Origin of the sequence: Streptomyces sp. NBC_00075 (assembly GCF_045041225.1) — a bacterium.
Classification (GTDB): Bacteria; Actinomycetota; Actinomycetes; order Streptomycetales; family Streptomycetaceae; genus Streptomyces; species Streptomyces adonidis.
On the sequence record NZ_CP108243.1, the window covers coordinates 1,683,117 to 1,700,124 of the forward strand.

The 17,008-nt window shown below is 72.7% G+C and carries 14 protein-coding genes and 2 pseudogenes; 7 read left to right on the forward strand and 9 right to left on the reverse strand.

Translation table 11 applies throughout. The annotated features are described in order from the left end of the window. Positions 1-3 precede the first annotated feature (3 nt). From OG787_RS07215 to OG787_RS07230, 4 genes are all read right to left on the reverse strand, one after another. Positions 4-1,806, reverse strand: a complete 1,803-nt coding sequence (locus OG787_RS07215; RefSeq protein WP_405534609.1) for a DUF2201 family putative metallopeptidase — start codon at positions 1,804-1,806, stop codon at positions 4-6. Further along, positions 1,803-2,864 carry an ATP-binding protein gene (locus tag OG787_RS07220; RefSeq protein WP_405534610.1) on the reverse strand — a complete coding sequence of 354 codons (1,062 nt, stop codon included), beginning with the start codon at positions 2,862-2,864 and terminating at the stop codon, positions 1,803-1,805. The genes OG787_RS07215 and OG787_RS07220 overlap by 4 nt, the downstream gene beginning before the upstream one ends. 136 nt (positions 2,865-3,000) lie before the next feature. Next, positions 3,001-5,085: an alkaline phosphatase family protein gene (locus OG787_RS07225; protein WP_405534611.1), complete on the reverse strand. Its 2,085-nt coding sequence runs from the start codon at positions 5,083-5,085 to the stop codon at positions 3,001-3,003. Between the two features lie 94 nt (positions 5,086-5,179). Beyond that, positions 5,180-5,614, reverse strand: coding sequence for a hypothetical protein (locus OG787_RS07230; RefSeq protein WP_235473856.1), 435 nt, complete (start codon positions 5,612-5,614; stop codon positions 5,180-5,182). Between the two features lie 124 nt (positions 5,615-5,738). Between OG787_RS07230 and OG787_RS07235 the strand changes: the two genes are divergently transcribed. Beyond that, positions 5,739-6,515, forward strand: coding sequence for an MBL fold metallo-hydrolase (locus OG787_RS07235; protein ID WP_405534612.1), 777 nt, complete (start codon positions 5,739-5,741; stop codon positions 6,513-6,515). Further along, complete coding sequence (locus OG787_RS07240; protein ID WP_405534613.1) at positions 6,512-7,141, forward strand: DedA family protein; 630 nt, start codon at positions 6,512-6,514, stop codon at positions 7,139-7,141. Before OG787_RS07235 ends, OG787_RS07240 begins: the two co-directional genes overlap by 4 nt. Before the next feature lie 191 nt (positions 7,142-7,332). Here the strand turns inward: OG787_RS07240 and OG787_RS07245 are convergent, their stop codons facing one another. From OG787_RS07245 to OG787_RS07260, 4 genes are all read right to left on the reverse strand, one after another. Then, positions 7,333-8,355 (reverse strand): MBL fold metallo-hydrolase, encoded by a 1,023-nt coding sequence (locus OG787_RS07245; RefSeq protein WP_369031287.1) that lies wholly within the window; start codon positions 8,353-8,355, stop codon positions 7,333-7,335. After that, positions 8,352-9,599, reverse strand: a complete 1,248-nt coding sequence (locus tag OG787_RS07250; protein WP_369031288.1) for an aminotransferase class I/II-fold pyridoxal phosphate-dependent enzyme — start codon at positions 9,597-9,599, stop codon at positions 8,352-8,354. Before OG787_RS07250 ends, OG787_RS07245 begins: the two co-directional genes overlap by 4 nt. Before the next feature lie 136 nt (positions 9,600-9,735). Further along, the gene (locus tag OG787_RS07255; protein WP_369031289.1) at positions 9,736-10,461 is read right to left on the reverse strand and encodes a hypothetical protein; all 726 of its coding nucleotides are present in this window, start codon (positions 10,459-10,461) and stop codon (positions 9,736-9,738) included. A 336-nt stretch (positions 10,462-10,797) separates the two neighbouring features. Next, positions 10,798-11,538, reverse strand: coding sequence for an ANTAR domain-containing response regulator (locus tag OG787_RS07260; RefSeq protein ID WP_369031290.1), 741 nt, complete (start codon positions 11,536-11,538; stop codon positions 10,798-10,800). A gap of 67 nt (positions 11,539-11,605) precedes the next feature. Between OG787_RS07260 and OG787_RS07265 the strand changes: the two genes are divergently transcribed. After that, positions 11,606-12,799, forward strand: a complete 1,194-nt coding sequence (locus OG787_RS07265; RefSeq protein WP_405534614.1) for a GAF domain-containing protein — start codon at positions 11,606-11,608, stop codon at positions 12,797-12,799. Here the strand turns inward: OG787_RS07265 and OG787_RS07270 are convergent. After that, the gene (locus tag OG787_RS07270; protein WP_369031292.1) at positions 12,780-13,574 is read right to left on the reverse strand and encodes an RNA polymerase sigma factor SigF; all 795 of its coding nucleotides are present in this window, start codon (positions 13,572-13,574) and stop codon (positions 12,780-12,782) included. The two genes, OG787_RS07265 and OG787_RS07270, sit on opposite strands and share 20 nt — an antisense overlap. Positions 13,575-13,772: 198 nt before the next feature. Between OG787_RS07270 and OG787_RS07275 the strand changes: the two are divergent. The 4 genes and pseudogenes from OG787_RS07275 to OG787_RS07290 form a co-directional block, all read left to right on the forward strand. Continuing rightward, positions 13,773-15,570 (forward strand): annotated as a pseudogene (locus OG787_RS07275) (thiamine pyrophosphate-requiring protein); the annotation flags it as partial. A 71-nt stretch (positions 15,571-15,641) separates the two neighbouring features. Beyond that, positions 15,642-16,043: a DUF2795 domain-containing protein gene (locus tag OG787_RS07280; RefSeq protein WP_369031293.1), complete on the forward strand. Its 402-nt coding sequence runs from the start codon at positions 15,642-15,644 to the stop codon at positions 16,041-16,043. Positions 16,044-16,088: 45 nt separating this feature from the next. Continuing rightward, positions 16,089-16,649 (forward strand): type 1 glutamine amidotransferase domain-containing protein, encoded by a 561-nt coding sequence (locus OG787_RS07285; protein WP_369031294.1) that lies wholly within the window; start codon positions 16,089-16,091, stop codon positions 16,647-16,649. Positions 16,650-16,685: 36 nt separating this feature from the next. Continuing rightward, positions 16,686-16,827: pseudogene (locus OG787_RS07290) on the forward strand (catalase); the annotation flags it as partial. Positions 16,828-17,008: the final 181 nt, after the last annotated feature.

Consider the following 17,008-nt stretch of genomic DNA (forward strand, 5'->3'; position numbering starts at 1 on the left):
GGCTCACTGCACGCGAAAGACCGGCCCCCGTGCGGTGAACGGCAGACGAGCGCCCTGCGGAATCAGATAGGCGTGCTCGCGCCGCACCCGCAGGACGTCGCACCAGCCGTCCGTGATCACCAGCACGGGCGCGCCCGGCGGGAAGTCGTCGGCCCGGTGCAGCAGATCGACGCCGGGCTGGAGCACCGTCCCGCCGCGTCCGCGCACCCGGACCCGCCCGGCGATCTCGGTGACCGGCAGATAGCCCGCGTCGTGGGCGGCGGCATCGCAGAACACGACGCGCGCCGCCGGTACGTCCCGTGCGCCGGCGTACGAGGCGATCGCGCCCAGCGCCTTGCCGAGCAGCGTGCGGTCCATGGACCCGGAGGTGTCGAGGACCACGCCGAAGGTGCAGCGGGCGATCTCCTCGGGCGGGAAGTACCGCCCCGCGCGCGGGATGTCGGGCGTGGAGGACTGGCGGCGGGAGGGGCGCGCGTACGACCGAACGGGTTCCGGCCGTGGCACGAACTCGTCGAACCAGCGGGCGAGTTGGGCGTCCCAGGGCAGCGGCGGATGATTGAGGGCGCGGATCTCCTCCACCAACCCGCCGGGCAGGTACCCGCGTTCCTGCTGCTCGTGCAGGTTCAGGCCCTGGCCGAGACCGCGCCGGTAGAACTCGTCGAGGTCGACGTAGTCGCGCGGTGAGCCGAGCCGACTGCCCAGCACATCGCAGGCGCCCTTCCCGCGCAGGGTGGACAGGCGGCGCATCCGGCGCAGGTCGGTCGCGATCCGGTCGTACACCTCCTCCGCCGAGAGTCCCTTCAACTCGACGTCGTACAGCAGGCCTTGGGGCGGTGTGCCGACGTCCATCTCGGTCAGCCAGTCGTTGATGACGTAGTCGCAGGCGACGTTGAAGAGGTACGGGTCGCGGGTGCCGCAGCGGTCGCCGTGGCGCAGGGCGGCGTGCAGCATCTCGTGGGCGAGGACGAACCGCCATTCCTCGTCGTCCAGTTGGCACAGCGGGTTGAGGTAGATCTCGCCCGCCTCCGCGTTGACGGCGGCGACGGAGATGCCGTGGGCGTGGACGAGTTCGAGGTCGGCGACGAGCTTGATGCCTGCCGCGATCCCGCCGAGCAGCGGGTAGGAGGTGACGAACCAGCTCAACGCCTTTTCCCAGGGCCGCAGTCGAGCGGCGTCGTCGGACATGGACTCGCGTCGGCCGCCGGCCACGTCCATCGCCGTCGCCATGGTGCGGGTCAGTGCGGAGGCGAAGGCGAGCTGCCAGTCGGGCACCGCCGGGGCCCACTTGTCGTACGGTTCGAGCCACTGGTCGGGCTCGCTGCCCGCCGTACCGCAGCGCTCGAAGGCGACCGGGATCGAGCCCGCGCGCCGCCAGCGGGCGGCCAGTTGCTCCTCGTCGCCGTCGGGGTAGGCGCGCGGCAGGAGTTCGGGGGCGGTGCCGACCGGGAAGCCGAGCAGGAAGCGGTTGACGACGACACAGCGGGCGGCGAGGTCGTAGCGGTCGGGCTGGACGCGGTCGCCCTTCGCCGCCGGGACATGTCCGAAGCCGAGGTGGATGAGACCGTGCGCGACCGCCCACGCCCACTCGTCCGGTTCGGCCCGCCGGGTGGGGTGGACATGCAGCACGCCGTCCGAGTCGACGCACACCAGTCCGTCGCGGGGCGAGAGGACGCAGGCCTCGCTCCGGCAGGTGCTGACGTGCACCGAGCCGAGCGCCGGGTTGGCGCGTACGAGGGCCAGCCCGGCCTCGTACGCCTCCCGCGCGAGGTCCTTCTTCTTCTGCGCCTGCTTGCGCGCGCGGCTCAACGACGCGCCTCCACCAGCCGGGGCATGTCCCGCGCCGCCTCGACCAGGAACCAGGCGGGCAGCAGGGGGTTGCCGTCGGCGTCGGAGGCGATGACGCTCTGCGCGACCTCCACCGAGATCTCGGCGAGCTGCACGAGCAGCGACTTGGCGCGGTACGCGGCCTCGCGGCCGTTCGGCGACATGTGCCCCTTGCTGACGGGGAGTTCCTTGACCAGCCGCCCGCGGAACGACTCGGCGAGGTAGTAGAGCAGGTCGCGGTCCTCGATGCGGTGCGGCCAGCGCGCGTCGCCCTTGATGATCGCGTCGATGCCGAACCGGCTGCGCACGATCTTGACGTACCCGCAGAACGCGGTGGCGTGCGTCGGGGTCAGCGCGCCGTGCGCGATCACCTTCAGGGTCTCCTCGTCGAGGGCGGGCCCGAAGGAGTGCAGGGCGTCGGAGAGCATGTGCCAGGAGCGGGGCGTGGAGAAGGGCTCCTCGGTCTTCGGCGGCTTGGACCAGAGGTGGTCGGGGCGGTCGGTGAGGTGGTCCACGACCCACGGGTGGATGTCGTTGTTCGCGGCCCACACCAGCCAGTCCGTCGGCGAGGCCTCCAGGTGGACGTGGGCGAGGCGGTTGACGAGGGCGGAGGCGATCGGGCGGGCCAGTGCGTTGTCGGTGGCGCGGTTGCCTGCGCCGATCACGATCGAGCCCTTCGGCAGCTCGTAGTTGCCGATACGGCGGTCCAGGATCAGCGAGTAGAACGCCTTCTGGACATCGGGCGTGGCCGCGTTCAGCTCGTCCAGGAACAGGCAGTACGGCTCGTCACGGGCGATGGCCTCCGGCGGACAGAACACGGACCGCCCGTCCCGGATCTGCGGTACGCCGATCAGGTCCTCCGGCGCCAGCTGGGTACCGAGCAGGCTGACGCACTCCAGTCCCAGCGACTCCGCGAACTCCCTTACCAGGGAGGACTTTCCGATGCCGGGCGCGCCCCAGAGGAACACCGGTCGCACGGTCGCGAGACCGAGCAGCAGCTCCGGAATCCGGGCGGGAGTGACGGTGACGGCAGCCTGCATACAGAAAGCTCCAAGGGGTTCGTAGCGGACGGAGTGCGCGCAAAGGGCGCGATGTCCGGTACGAACAGTGTGGGTACGGAGGCGTCCGGGCGCAGCCGATTATTCGGGCGCCCCCGGCTGCCCCACCCACTACAGCTCAAGCCGCGCGCTGGTCCCCCGGACCCCGGGGAGCCTCCAGCGGCACCTGCGGACCGTTGCACTCGCGCAGCCAGCGGCGCAGTACGCGGTGGATGTGCTCGGCGCCGACCAGTTCCTCCCCGTCCTCGACCGCGGCGGACAGCGCGACCGGCGCCATCAGGAAGGGTCTGCCCTGCGCCCCGCCGAGCCCGCCGTGCGAGCCGATCTGCTCCTCGAAGGCGAGCACCTCGCCCTCGGCCGGGTCGTACCAGGAGTTGACCATGATGTCGGCGGTGTGCGGGAAGGAGTGCGTACGGCGGACCGCGTCGGCCGCGCCGGGCCCGAAGTCGGCCAGCGGACCGGGGTGTTCGCCGTCCGGCTCGTCCAACTCGTCCACCGGGATCTCCGCGCCGTGCGCGCCCAGCACCACTCCGCCGTGCTCCTCGCTGCGGACGAGGACGAAGCCGACGCCGGGATGGTTGGCGAGGGTGGTGAGCAGCGCGGGGTGACGGGCGTCGATCTCCTCCTTGGTCATGCGGTGATGCACGTCCGGGAAGGAGATCAGGCCGAGGTTGCCAGAGGCGAGCACCAGGGGTTCGGAGTGGCGGCCCGTGGGCACGTGCCGGCCGCCGTTCTCCTCGACGGGCCTGCGCAGTGCGGCGCGGACGGCGGCCCGTGCCTCGGCCCCACTGTGGGTGCGCTGCGCCTTGCGCGGTACGGGCAGTCCGCAGCCGGCCCGGACCAGGTCGCCGAGGGTGAGCCCGTACCGTCCCCGGAAGGTCTCGCCGGGGCTCTGGCCATGGTCGGAGAGGAGGACGATCCGGTAAGGGCGCGGGGCGTGTTCGGCGACGTTCGCGATCAACGCGAGGGAACGGTCCAGGCGTTGGAGGACTTTCTCCGTGTCGCGGCTGTGCGGTCCGGAGTGGTGGGCGACCTCGTCGTAGGCGACCAGGTCGGCGTAGACGGCGGTGCGTCCGGCGAGCATGTCGCCCATCACGGCGGCGACGACCACGTCCCGTTCGACGACGGTCGCGAAGGCACGGACGAGGGGGTAGAGGCCGCCGCGTGCCACGCGCGGGCGCTTCTCTCGCATCCGCGCGCGGGTCGACTGACCGATCTCGCGGCCGACCTCGGCGACGAAGGACAGGGCGGTGCGGACCGCGTTGGCGGGGTCGGAGAAGTAGGCGAAGTAGCCCGCCCGGGAACGGTTCTCCCGGCCGCGCCGCCGTACCGCGATGGACAGCACGAGAGCCTGCTGGTCGGCGCCACCGCTGAACAGGTTGCCCCGGCTGGCGCCGTCGACGGTGAGCAGGCCGCCGTCACCGGTGCGCTCGACGGCCCGGCGCTGGAGTTCGGCGGCGCTGGTGGGCCGGTTGCAGACCATGACCTCGCCCTTGTCCTTCTCGTACCAGCGGAAGGCGGGGATGTCGTGGTTGGTGCCGTGCAGGATGCCGAGCTGGCTGGCGCCGGTCTGGCTGGACCAGTCGGTACGCCAGGGAGTGAGCCGGTGGGTGGCGTCCAGCAGGCCCGCCACGGTCGGCATCAGCCCCTTCTCCACGGCCCGCACCAGGACGTCGTGGCCGACGCCGTCGAGTTGCAGGAACACCACACCGGGCGTCGTGGGACCCGGGAGCGCCCGTGCGGTGCCGCGTCGGTCGGCGAGCCGGTAGAGCCGTCTGCGGTAGGCGTCGTCGTCCCGGACGGCCAGGGCCGCACCGGTCGCCGACGCCACGGCGGACATCACCGCGGCGACCACCACCGCGGTCTCCGGTGCCACCTCGGGGCGGTCGGCCGGGGTCAGCCGGAGGGCGACGAGCAGCAGGAAGCCGTTCAGGAAGAAGACCAGCAGGCCCAGGACGAGGGCGGGCACGAGCAGCAGCAGCCGGACCAGCACCGGCCAGGCCAGGGCCGACAGCAGACCGAAGGCGCCGGCGCCGATGGCCGCGGTGATCGCGATCCGGGTGGCGCTGTCGCCGTCGTCGCTCCGGATCTGGAAGTCCGGCAGAATGCCCGCGAGCACCAGCATCGTGAGCGTCGACACGGCCCACACCGCGACGCTCCGCCCGATCTGGCTGGCGATCCGCCGCCAACGCCCCGCACCCACGCCCGCACACCTCACGTTCCGGCCCGTCCCCGTGGCGGGCCTGCACCCACCCTGTCACAACGGGCGGGCGCGGCCCGGCGTGCCCTGTGCGGGATCAGCGACCGTCGTACCCGGCGGTAGGCATGGACAGCCGGCGGTGCACCCGGGCCTTCATCTGAGCGTCGTACGACGGCTCCGCGCGCCCCACCGTCTCCACCCGCACCCCGCGCCGCTCGCACTCGGCGGTGAACTCGTCGACCGAGGTCAACGCCTGTTCCAGGACTCGCTGGCTGGGTGCCACGAAGAGGTCGAGGCCGGGTTCGACGCCGTCCCAGAGGGCGGAGTGGTCGGGGCGCAGACTGTTGACGAGCAACTCACGAGTGACGACATACCCATGTTCGGCGGCCCAGCGGGCGCACATCGCGTGCTGGCTGCGGGAGTCGACGAGGAACGGCTCCTCGTCGAGTTCTTCGAGCGGCGTCAGGCTGGCGATCGCGGTGACCCGCGGTGGCTGGCCGGGCAGGCCGGAGGCGGCGTGCGCGTGTCCCATGGCGTCCCCCTCAAAGCTCCGGGCTTCCCCGTTCACCTCAGGGTTTTCCCCACTCGCCCCGGGTTTCCCGCCGACCCTACTCCTGCCCGTAGTCTTCGGGGAGTCGCGCGAAGGAGGCAAAGGGGTGCCGGTGGACATCACGTGGTGGGGGCACGCCACCTGTACGGTCGAGGACTCGGGCGTACGTCTGCTGACCGACCCCCTGTTCGTGCGCCGGCTCGCCCATCTGCGCCGTCGACGGGGCGAGTTGCCGCCGCCCGGCGCCTGGAGCGCGCAGGTGGCGCTCGTCTCCCACCTTCACTCCGATCATCTCCATGTCCCCTCCCTCGCGCGCCTCGCGCCCGGCGCACACCTGATCGTGCCCCGGGGCGCACCGAGGGCGGTGCCGGGCCTGACGCGCCGCCTGGCGCACCTGCGGATCACAGAAGTGGCCCCCGGGGACCACACCAAGGTCGGTGACCTGGTCGTACGGGCCGTGTCCGCGCGGCACGACGGGCGGCGGCTCAACTTCGGACCGCAGCGGGCTCCCGCGCTCGGCTATGTGATCGAGGGTGAGGCGCGGACGTACTTCGCCGGGGACACGGGCCTGTTCGAGTCGATGGCCGAGGAGGTCGGGCCGGTCGACGTGGCGCTGCTGCCGGTGGGCGGCTGGGGCCCGTACCTCGGCGAGGGCCATCTGAACGCGGAGCGGGCGGCCGAGGCGCTGGCCCGACTGGCGCCGAGCACCGCCGTGCCGGTGCACTACGGCACGTACTGGCCGATCGGCATGGACGCCGTGCGCCCCCACGAGTTCTATTCGCCAGGTGAGGAGTTCGTGCGCCTCGCGGCGGAGCGGGCGCCCTCGGTCGAGGTGCACCGGCTGGAGCACGGGGAGAGCGTACGCCTAGAGGTCGCGCCGTGAACGTGCTCCTGGCCGCCGCGGCGACCTCGGGGCAGGGGGCGGCCGGGCAGGCGATCGGCTACCCGACGCTGTTCCTGCTGGTGCTGATCGGGGCACTGGTGCCGGTGGTGCCTACGGGGGCGCTGGTGAGTTCGGCGGCGGTGGTCGCCTTCCACGAGACCTCCCCGCTCGCCATGACCTTGGTGTTCGCGGTCGCCGCGCTGGCCGCGTTCCTCGGCGATGTGGCGCTGTACTGGCTGGGCCGGCGCGGGATGGGCTCGAAGAACGGCTCGCGCTGGCTGGCGGCGATCGAGTCGCGGGCACCCGAGGACCGTCTGGCACAGGCCCAGGAGAGGCTGAGCGAGCACGGGGTGACGGTCCTGGTGCTGTCCCGGCTGGTGCCGGCCGGCCGCATCCCGGTGATGCTGGCCTGCCTGATCGCGAAGTGGCCGGTACGCCGCTTCGCCCGCGGCGACGTCCCGGCCTGCCTGGCCTGGGCGGCGACGTACCAGCTGATCGGCGTCCTGGGCGGTTCCTTGTTCGACGAACCCTGGGAGGGCGTGGTGGCGGCGGTCGCCCTGACACTGGCGATCAGCGCGGCGCCGGGCGTGTGGCGCCGGGTACGCGGGGTCCGCGGGGCGGCCTGAGCGAACGGCCCGTTTCTCGCCCCCCCTTTGTCCTCAAACGCCGGACAGGCTGAAAGGTCAAGCACCGGCCGGTACCACATCCAGCCCGTCCGGCGTTTGAGGACGAGGCCCGTTCAGGGCCGACAGCGGGGGTCTGGGGGCGCAGCCCCCAGGTGATGGGAACGGGTAGGGGCGGCGGGGGCGAGAACAACTCAGCCCAGCACCCGCGAACCCCCCACCGGCAGGTCCCACAGGTCCTCGCGGGGCAGGCCGGTCTTCTCCCAGGCAGCCTGGACCCGCGTCAGCGGTTCGAGGACCGGCTCCGCCGACAGGACGAACGTCGCCCAGTGCATCGGAGCCATCCGGCGCGCCCCCAGGTCCACAGCCGCCTGCACCGCCTCCTCCGGATCGCAGTGGACATCGCTGAGCCACCACCGGGGGTTGTACGCACCGATCGGCAGCAACGCGAGGTCGATCCCCGGATACCGCTGCCCGATACGGGCGAACCAGTGCCCGTACCCGGTGTCACCCGCGAAGTAGACCCGCTGACCGTCCAGGTCGGTGAGCACCCACCCGCCCCACAGCGTGCGGCAGGTGTCGGTGAGCCCGCGCTTGGACCAGTGATGGGCCGGCACGAAGTCGAAGCGGACGCCGCCCAGTTCGGCCGTCTCCCACCAGTCCAGCTCGGTGACATGAGTGAACCGGCGGCGCCGGAACCAGCGTCCGAGCCCGGCCGGCACGAACACCGGCGTGTCGCGCGGGAGTCTGCGCAGCGTCGGGGCGTCCAGGTGGTCGTAGTGGTTGTGGCTGATGACGACGGCGTCGACGCGCGGCAGCGCGCTCCAGGCGACGCCCACGGGAGTGATCCGGGCCGGCGTGCCCAGGATGCGGCGCGACCAGACCGGGTCGGTGAGGACGGTGAGCCCGCCGATCCGGACCACCCAACTGGCGTGCCCCGCCCAGGAGACGGCGACCGTGCGCGCGTCCACGCGGGGCAGCGGGCCGGGTTCGAAGGGCAGGCGCGGAATGTCGGCGAGGCCTTCCGGCGTCGGCCGTACCGCGCCCTCCCTGGCGAATCTGGCCATGCCCCGGAGGCCGGGAAGCGGGGCGGTCAGGCGGTCGGCGAAGGAGCGCGGCCACACCCGGTCGCCGTGCGGCGGCTGAAGCACCTCAGGCGTCGGGCCGGTGCTGATGCTCGTGGTCGTAGTCGTGGTCGACTCGGACTGCTGCGTCATCGAGGAGGCTCCCGTCGCTGAGCGTCGTCACGGAGATCGTCGAAGATCGATCCCATCAGGGTCAACGCGCGTCGCACGTGTGGCAGTTCCAGTGGTTCGGGTGATCCGAGCGACTGCGCCCGTTCCCCGGGCGTGTCGCCGAGCAGCGCCCCCGTTGCCAGCCGGACGCGCAGCGCCGCGAGGTCGTCACCGAACCGGTGACCGCCCGGTGCGGGTATCCCGAGCCGGGCGGTGAGGAAGTCCTCCAGCTCCTGGGCGTCCCCGACACCGTGGGCGCCGAGGGCGGTCCGCAGGGGGCCCAGATCGACGTACAGATGGCGGCCCGCGCGCGGGGGCCGGGCCAGACAGCCCGCGGCGGTCACCGCGCGGTGCACGGCGACGGCCACGCGCGCGTGCAGGCGTACGGCGGCGGTGAGCCGTTCGGTGACCGGGTCGGGCTCGCCGAGGGCGTAGGCCGCCGCGGCGGCGACCGGTTCGGCGATCCGGGCGTCGAGCGCGGTGAGGACGTCGAGCACGCGCGCGCGTAGGGCGTCGCCCTCGGCGTTCGCGGGGAAGCGGGCGAGGGCGGCGGGCCAGCCCGGTGGCAGCAGCGCGCCGCACAGGTCGGTGACGACGGTGACCTGGTCGGGCAGCATCTCGGCCGGGCTGAGCAGCACGGTGTCGTGCGGCCGGTGCAGGGTGTCGCGCCAGGTCTCGTCGCTGACCAGATGCAGGCCCTCCGCCGCCGCTGCCTCGACGGTCTCGTGCAGGAGTTCGGGCGGGGCGACGGTCGCCGTCGGGTCGTCGGCCACGGAGAGGACGAGCAGCCGGGGATCACCGCCCTCGGCGCGCACCCTCCGTACGGTCTCCAGGAAGGCGTACGGGTCCGGCACGCCCCCGCACTCGGCGGGCGTGCCCACATGGAACACGGATCTGCCCAACGCCCGTACCTGGGGCGCCCACCAGGCCGCGCAGGGCCGGGGCACCAGGACGTCGCCGCCGATCGCGGCGGTCAGTGCGAGCAGCAGGGCCGGGGCGCCGGGGGCGGCGGCCACCCGGTCGGGTTCGGCGGACAGTCCGCGCCGGGCCCAGTAGCCGCAGGCCGCGTCGAGGAGCGCGGGGCCACCGCCGGTCGGCTGGGCGTCGGGGCGGGTGGCGGCAGCGGCGAGCACGACGGCGAGTTCGGGCAGTACGGGGAGTCCGTCGCCCGGGAGCGGCGGGCCGTAGCGGACGGGGCCGTGCCCCTGGGGGTCCGTCCGCCGCATGCGTACCTCCGCGCGGTTGCTGGTGCGGTGCCTGGTGGCTGCTTGTGGGTGCTGGTACCCACGGTGACAGGGACCCATGGGAGCCCGCTCGGGTTGCCTCGGCCGGCCGCGCGGGCGGCGCGGGCGGCATCCCGGGTCACCCGCGCGCGGACGTGTTCCTGCGGCGCAGCCGGTGTACGGCGGCCCCGGTGGCGCCCGTGATCAGCACTCCCCCGGCGACCAGCGCGGGCACCGAGTCGGTGAAGGCACCGCCCTGACCGGCCTCCACCCCGCGCTGCACCGGAGCGGGGGTGGGCTCCCAGGGGGGTGTGGGGACGTGTGTCGGGATGTGCGTGGGAGTGTGCGTCGGGCAGGTGCCCACGCCCTGGAAGTCACCGGTCAGGGAACCGCCGCTCTGGGTGTCCACGCCGTGCGACGCGGTGCCGCAGGTGCCGGTGCCGTCGCGCGTGACGGTGAACGTCGCCTGCCACGCCTTGCCCTGGCCCCCGGCCTGCCCGGGGCACGTACCGTCGGCGGACCACTCGGAGGCCGGCGCACCGGCGCTCTGGTCGGCCTCGAAGGTCAGGTCGGGCGCGATCTTCGCCGTGCCGCTGTAGGCGGGGCCGACCGTCGGGTCGTCGGTGCCGGGGACCTGCTGGAGCTGGACGGTGCCCAGCTCGAAGCCCTGCGAGTGCGCGTCGATCGACGCGGGCGGGGTCCCGCCGGTCGCCTCGCAGGCCACGGAGACGGTGACGGTGCCGCCGGGGCCGACGGTGCCCGGGCTGACCTCCCCGGCGGTGTCCGCGGACACGGCCGAGGCCGCGGCACCCAGGGCGGCACCGGCCAGGGCGGCGGCGGACAGGACACGGGCGGTGCGACGCATGGCTGGGCTCCTTCGAGCGGCGGCTGCGGAGCACGTCGGGTGATGCCCCGCATCCCCATGACAGCCCGACGGGGCGCGGGGCGCGCGCGGCCGGACACCATTCGCGGGACGCGCACGCCCGAGCGGGTGACGCCCCGGCCCGCCGGTGGCCGCCGCATCCGCCGGTGCCTGCCCGCGCCTCCCCCGCCGGGACCCGTACCTGCACTGCCGACCTGCGCGCGTACCCGTGCCGACCCGTATCCGCCCAAGTCGACCGGCACCTGTAGGTGCCGGTGCCGGCTGACCCACGCGCGTCCCCACCCGCACTCGCCCGACCACCCACCCCCGACCCGACCGTCAGTTCGACAGCGAGACCAGTTCCCCTTCCAGCCCCCGCCCCCGCCGCGCGACCACACGTGCCGCCACCTCCGACAACTTGCGGTTGGTGGCCTGTGAGATCCGGCGCAGTACACCGAAGGCGTCGTCGGCGTCGCAGCCCAGGACGTGCATGACGATGCCGCATGCCTGGTCGACGACGGGCCGGGTGCGCAGGGCGGTGCCGAGCTGCTCCAGCTCGGTGAGCGCGGCGCCGTAGGAGCGGTCGCGGACCAGACAGGTGGCCGCGAGGTCGCCGAGCGCCCGTACGGGACCGTGCGGGGCGTCCTCCAGGGTGCCGGGCCGGAAGCTGTAGAGGCTGAGGGTGACCGTCAGCCCGGAGCGCCGGAAGGGCAGCGTGACACTGGAGCGGACCCCCGAGTCGAGCGCCACGGCACGGTACTCGGGCCAGCGCCGCTCGCTCAGCAGGTCCGCCGAGTCGACGGGCGTACCGCGTTCGAGGGCGGCCGGGATGGGCCCGTCGCCGGAGCGGAGCTGGACGGCGACGAGGCCCGCGAGGTCGGGATGGGTGACGGCGGCCGAGCGTTCCGGCCCCGTCTCCTGTGCGGTTCCGGTGCCTGTCTCGGTCACCATGCTGCTGGCCCCGCAGCAGTCGGTGGTGCAGCGGACGGCCTGCTCGACAAGCTCCGACAGTCTGCGCCCGGGCACGGTCGATTCGGTCGACTCCCTTGCCCAGTGGCCGAGTTGATCGCTGTCCGGCATGGCGCCCACCTCCTTCTTTTCCGCGCCTGCCCGCTTGTCCACAAGGAAAACGGGTTAGGTTCATGTCATGGCGCAGACTGACGAATTCGGTGAGGAACTTGTGGATTTTGTGCGCAGGGTCGCCGAGTTGAAGGCTGCGAGGTCCGTACCGCCCGACGATCTCCCGACCGTCCTGGACGCGGCCATCTTCGAACTCGACCATGTGGCCGACCAGTTGTGGCCCTGGTACGAACGGCTGTCGTCCACCCTGCCCTCCGCGGGCGCGGGTCAACGCGACCGTCAGGACCAGCAGTTGCTGCGGATGATCTTCCAACAGCTTCCGCTGCCCGTGGTGTTGACGGACCGTGAGACGGTGGTGCGTCGCCTGAACCCCGCGGCGACCGCCTTCACCGGCGCCCGCGCGGGCTATGCGACGGGCCGCCCGCTGACGGGCTTCCTCGTGCACGCCGACCGGGCCGCGTTCCGCTCCCAGGTCGCGGCGGTGGCCCGTGGCGAGGGCGACCGGGGCCTCACCGTACGGCTCCAGCAGCGCCCGTCCTTACCCGTGCACACGACCCTCACCGGGCTCAGACCGAACGGCGAACCCCGCGCCACGGTCCTGGTGGTGCTCCAGCCCGCGGACCTGAGCCTGCCGCCGGGCCAGCCCGAACCGGCGGGGAACCCGGCCGCGGCCCTCCCCGATCTCTCCGAGGCGACCCGGCACGCGACCCTGCTGGACCTCCTGGACGCCATGACCTCGGCCCTGCTGACCTGCCCGTCCGATGATCCGCGGACGGTTCTGGAGCGGGCGGCCGAAGTGCTGCACGGCCGGTTCGCGGACTGGGTGATCGCCGACACGGGCGGCGCCCGCCCGTCCCGTACGACCGTGCTGGGGCCGTCCGGGACGGACACGGCAGGCGTCGCGGCGCAGGATCCCGCCGACTGTCCGCTGGTCGTCGAGGCGGCGCGGGGTGGCTCCCCCGCGCCGCGGGTGCGCCCCGACGACCCGGACGCCTTCGGCCTCGACGCGACCGGCGCACCGGTCCTGGTCCAGGCGAACGTGACGTCCCTGCTGTGCGTACCGCTGACCCGCGACGGCGTCGTCCACGGTGTGCTCACCCTGTTCCGGAGCGGCACACGGCCGGCGTTCTCGATGGCGGAGGCCCAGACGACGGACATGATGTCCCGTCACATCGCACTGGCCATGGGCGAGTTGACGCAGAAGGCGGACGAGGACGACGGATCACCCGGTCGTTCCGGATCTAGGCGACGTCCTTCATGACCTGGTCCCGCAGCCGGTCGCAGGAGCGGCTGATCAGGCGGGAGACGTGCATCTGGGAGATGCCGAGCTGCTCGGCGATGCGGCTCTGGGTCATGTCCCCGAAGAACCGCATGTAGAGGATGTCGCGTTCCCGCTCGGGCAGCGCCCGCAGCCGGGGCTTGACCGCCTCGCGGTCGATGACGGTGTCGAGCGCCGGGTCGGGTGCGCCGAGGGCGTCGCTGAGGGAGTATCCGTCCTCGCTGCCGGGGAGTTCGGCGTCGAGGGAGAGCGCGGTGAAGCTCTCCAGGGCCTCCAGGCCGACCTTGACGTCCTCCTCGCTCATGTTGGCGTGCTCGGCGATCTCGGCGACGGTGGGCCTGCGTCCCGGGATGGTCTGCGCCAGGTCCTGGGAGGCGAACCGTACGCGGTTGCGCAGGTCCTGGACCCGGCGCGGTACGTGCAGGGTCCACATGTGGTCGCGGAAGTGCCGCTTGATCTCACCGGTGACGGTGGGTACGGCATAGCTCTCGAAGGCGTTCCCGAGTGCGGGGTCGTAGCGGTCGACGGCCTTGACCAGGCCCAGCGCGGCCACCTGACGCAGATCGTCCATGTTCTCGCCGCGGTTGCGGAAGCGGCCCGCGAGCCGGTCGGCCATGGGCAGCCAGGCCTCGACGATCCTCTGGCGCAGGGTGTCGCGCTGCTGACCCTCGGGAAGGGCGGCGAGCTTGCGGAACAACTCGGCGGTGTCGGGGGCGTCATGGTGGGGATGACGCTTCGGACTCACTTGGCTTCGCATGGTGCGTCGCAACTCCCTCGGAGTGCTCTGGGATGGACGGACGGTCACCGTGGAAGCGCGTGTCCAGCCCGGACGGACACACCCGGGTCTGCGATACACCGCTCCCACGGACGTGCCTCCTGTCCGAAGCACTGATGTTGCGGCTGCCCCGCCCCATGCCCGCCAAACAGGTTCTCGGGAACGGGACCTGGTGACTGGTATCCCGGCGACGGCATCAACGGTCTGCTCGCCGCCTGGGTCCGGGCCGCGGACCGGCCCCACGGGGTCCGGGGTGTCCCCGGAAAAGCACAGCATCCAGTCCCGGCACGAGGAGATGTCCGCGTTCCAGGCGGTCGGTCACGCCAAGTTCAGCGGCCGTCTCGGGGTGTGCGCGGCGACCTCGGGTCCTGGCGCGATCCACCTCCTGAACGGCCTGTACGACGCCAAGCTGGACCATGTGCCGGTGCCGGCGATCGTCGGCCGGACGCATCGCAGCGCGATGGGCGGGTCGTACCAGCAGGAGGTCGATCTGCACTCCCTCTTCAAGGACGTCGCCTCGGACTTCGTGGAGACGGTCACCGTGCCCGAGCAGCTGCCGAACGTCCTGGACCGGGCGATCCGCACCGTATACGCGCGCCGCGCCCCGACGGCGGTCATCATCCCCGGCGACGTCGAGGAGCTGAACTACTCCGCCCCCACGCACGAGTTCAAGATGGTGCCCTCCAGCCTGGACCGCAGCGCGTGGACGACGGTCCCCTCCCAGGAGTCCCTGGCCCGGGCCGCCGAGATCCTCAACTCCGGTGACAAGCCCGCGATCCTCATCGGCCAGGGTGCGGCGGGCGCCCAGCCGGAGGTCGAGCGGATCGCCGAACTCCTCGGCGCGGGCGTCGCCAAGGCGCTCCTCGGCAAGGACGCGCTGAGCGACGAACTCCCGTACGTCACCGGCGCAATAGGGTTGCTGGGCACGCGTCCCTCGTACGAGCTGATGCGCGACTGCGACACCCTGCTGACGATCGGTTCCTCCTTCCCGTACTCCCAGTTCCTCCCGGGCTACGGCCACGCGCGTGCCGTCCAGATCGACATCGACCCGCACATGGTGGGGATGCGCTATCCGTACGAGGTGAACCTCGTCGGCGACGCCAAGGCGACGCTGGAGCGGCTGATCCCGCTGCTGGACACGGCGGAGCGGGGCCGTGAGTGGTACGACACGGTGTGCGCGAACGTCGTGCACTGGCAGGACGTGCTGGAGCGGCGGGCCGCGCTGTCGGCCGATCCGATCAACCCGGAGTACGTGGCGCGGGCCCTGAGCCCGCTGCTGCCGGACGACGCGATCGTGACGTCGGACTCCGGATCGACGGCGAACTGGTACGCACGGCATGTGTCGATGCGGCCCGGGATGCGCTCCTCGCTCTCCGGGACGCCGGCGACGATGGGCTGTGCGGTCCCGTACGCGATCGGCGCGAAGTTCGCCCATCCGGACCGGCCGGTGATCGCGCTGGTCGGGGACGGGGCGATGCAGATGAACGGGCTGGCGGAGATGATCACCGCGGCGAAGTACCGCGACCGCTGGACGGACCCGCGGCTGGTGGTGGGGGTGTGGAACAACCAGGATCTCAACCAGGTCACGTGGGAGATGCGCGCGATGGAGGGCGCCCCTTCCTTCCTCCCCTCGCAGGAGCTGCCGGACATCCCGTACGCGGCCTTCGCCCGTTCCCTGGGCCTGACCGGCGTACGGGTGGAGCGGCCGGAGGACGTCGAGGCGGGCTGGCGGGCGGGTCTTGAGGCCGACGGCCCGGCGGTGATCGAGTTCCGCACCGACCCGGCCGTCCCGCCGGCGCCCCCGCACGCCACCTGGCAGCAGCTGGAGGCGACGGCCTCGGCCGTCCTCAAGGGCGACGCCGACCGGGGCCCGATGATCCGCCAGGGCCTCAGGGCCAAGGTCCAGGAGTTCCTGCCGGGCCGGGATCGGGGCGCCGAGAGCCGCGCGGGGAGCACCCGGCACAAGAAGCACCGCTGAGGCGGTCCTGCGGTGTGTCGGCACCGGATCTTCGGGTACGCGGCGGGCACCCCCGAAGGCTGGAGGCAGTCATGCAGCAAGGCAGCGGTCGTGTCAGCGCCCATCGCGACGACGAGATGAAACACCAGGTCCAGGGCCTGCTGAGGTCCGGCCACCCGACCAGTACCGAGGAGTGGCACGACCCGGAGCCCGCCGCCGAGGACGACCCGCCGATCGCGGGCGGCCCGGTGGCCCCCGACCGCTCCCCGGCCGGGCTGGAGACGGTGCGCTTCGAACTGGCCCGCTTCCTGGGCCGTACGTCGTTCCCGGCCGGCCCGCGCGAACTGCGCGGCCTCCTGCGCGCCGGCCACGCCCCCGACACCCTGGTCGAGCCCCTGGAGCGGCTCCCCAGGAACGCCCGCTACGCCTCCGTGCAGAAGCTCGCCGAGGCGATCGTGAGCGGCGGCCCGGAGTCCCGCCCGCGCGAGCCCTGACCGAAGCGGGCCGGGCCGCCGAACCGAGAAAGGACACAGAGGACCATGCGTATCGCGTTTCTGACCGCACCCGAGGGTGTCGAGCAGATCGAGCTGACCGAGCCCTGGCAGGCGGTGACCGACACGGGCGACGAACCCGTGCTCGTGTCGACGAAGCAGGGCCGGGTGCAGGCCTTCGACCACCTCGACAAGGCGGACACATTTCCCGTGGAGGAGGTGGTCGGCGAGGTACCGGCCGCGTCCTTCGGCGGGCTCGTGCTGCCCGGCGGGGTGGCCAACCCGGACTTCCTGCGCACGGACGAGCGCGCCGTCGCGTTCGTACGGGACTTCTTCGACCGGGGCCGGCCGGTCGCCGCGATCTGCCACGCCCCGTGGACGCTCGTGGAGGCGGACGTCGTCCGTGGCCGCGTGCTGACCTCGTGGCCGAGCCTGGCCACCGACATCCGCAACGCGGGCGGGGAGTGGGTCGACGAGCAGGTGCGGGTCTGCGACCACGGGCCCAACATCCTGATCACCAGCCGCAAACCGGACGACCTGAAGGCGTTCTGCGCGGCGCTCGTCTCCGAGTTCGACAAGTCCGACGTGGCCGACGAGGAGGCCGTCTGACGGACAAGCACGAGCAGCACGAGGCGTTCCGCGCCGCCCGTCCTCGTGGGGTTCTCGACCGTGCAGGGGCCGCGCGGATCGGCGGACGGTGTTCTTCGTCCAGGACGGGATCAAGTTCCCCGATTTCGTGCACGCGGTGAAGCCGGAGCCGCACAACGACATCCCGACGGGCGCGTCACCGAACCCGGGAGCCCGGCACACAGCTGACGCCGCCGGCCGGACGGCCGCCGCCTCACGCCGAAGCCGGCGCGCCCTCGTCGCAGCGGTCGCGGTCCACCGGTACTGGGGTCGTCCCCCGGTGCGCCGCTGAGAGTCATCGCTGTGGCCGGTGCCGCTGCCGGGAGCCCATGGGCCCGGGC

Excerpts from the sequence above, each read along its gene's own strand:
- OG787_RS07220 (WP_405534610.1), bottom strand. The coding sequence starts at position 2,864 with ATGCAGGCTGCCGTCACCGTCACTCCCGCCCGGATTCCGGAGCTGCTG.
- OG787_RS07255 (WP_369031289.1), bottom strand. The coding sequence starts at position 10,461 with ATGCGTCGCACCGCCCGTGTCCTGTCCGCCGCCGCCCTGGCCGGTGCC.
- OG787_RS07245 (WP_369031287.1), bottom strand. The coding sequence starts at position 8,355 with ATGACGCAGCAGTCCGAGTCGACCACGACTACGACCACGAGCATCAGC.
- OG787_RS07230 (WP_235473856.1), bottom strand. The coding sequence starts at position 5,614 with ATGGGACACGCGCACGCCGCCTCCGGCCTGCCCGGCCAGCCACCGCGG.
- OG787_RS07280 (WP_369031293.1), top strand. The coding sequence starts at position 15,642 with ATGCAGCAAGGCAGCGGTCGTGTCAGCGCCCATCGCGACGACGAGATG.
- OG787_RS07260 (WP_369031290.1), bottom strand. The coding sequence starts at position 11,538 with ATGCCGGACAGCGATCAACTCGGCCACTGGGCAAGGGAGTCGACCGAA.
- OG787_RS07285 (WP_369031294.1), top strand. The coding sequence starts at position 16,089 with ATGCGTATCGCGTTTCTGACCGCACCCGAGGGTGTCGAGCAGATCGAG.
- OG787_RS07250 (WP_369031288.1), bottom strand. The coding sequence starts at position 9,599 with ATGCGGCGGACGGACCCCCAGGGGCACGGCCCCGTCCGCTACGGCCCG.
- OG787_RS07270 (WP_369031292.1), bottom strand. The coding sequence starts at position 13,574 with ATGCGAAGCCAAGTGAGTCCGAAGCGTCATCCCCACCATGACGCCCCC.
- OG787_RS07265 (WP_405534614.1), top strand. The coding sequence starts at position 11,606 with ATGGCGCAGACTGACGAATTCGGTGAGGAACTTGTGGATTTTGTGCGC.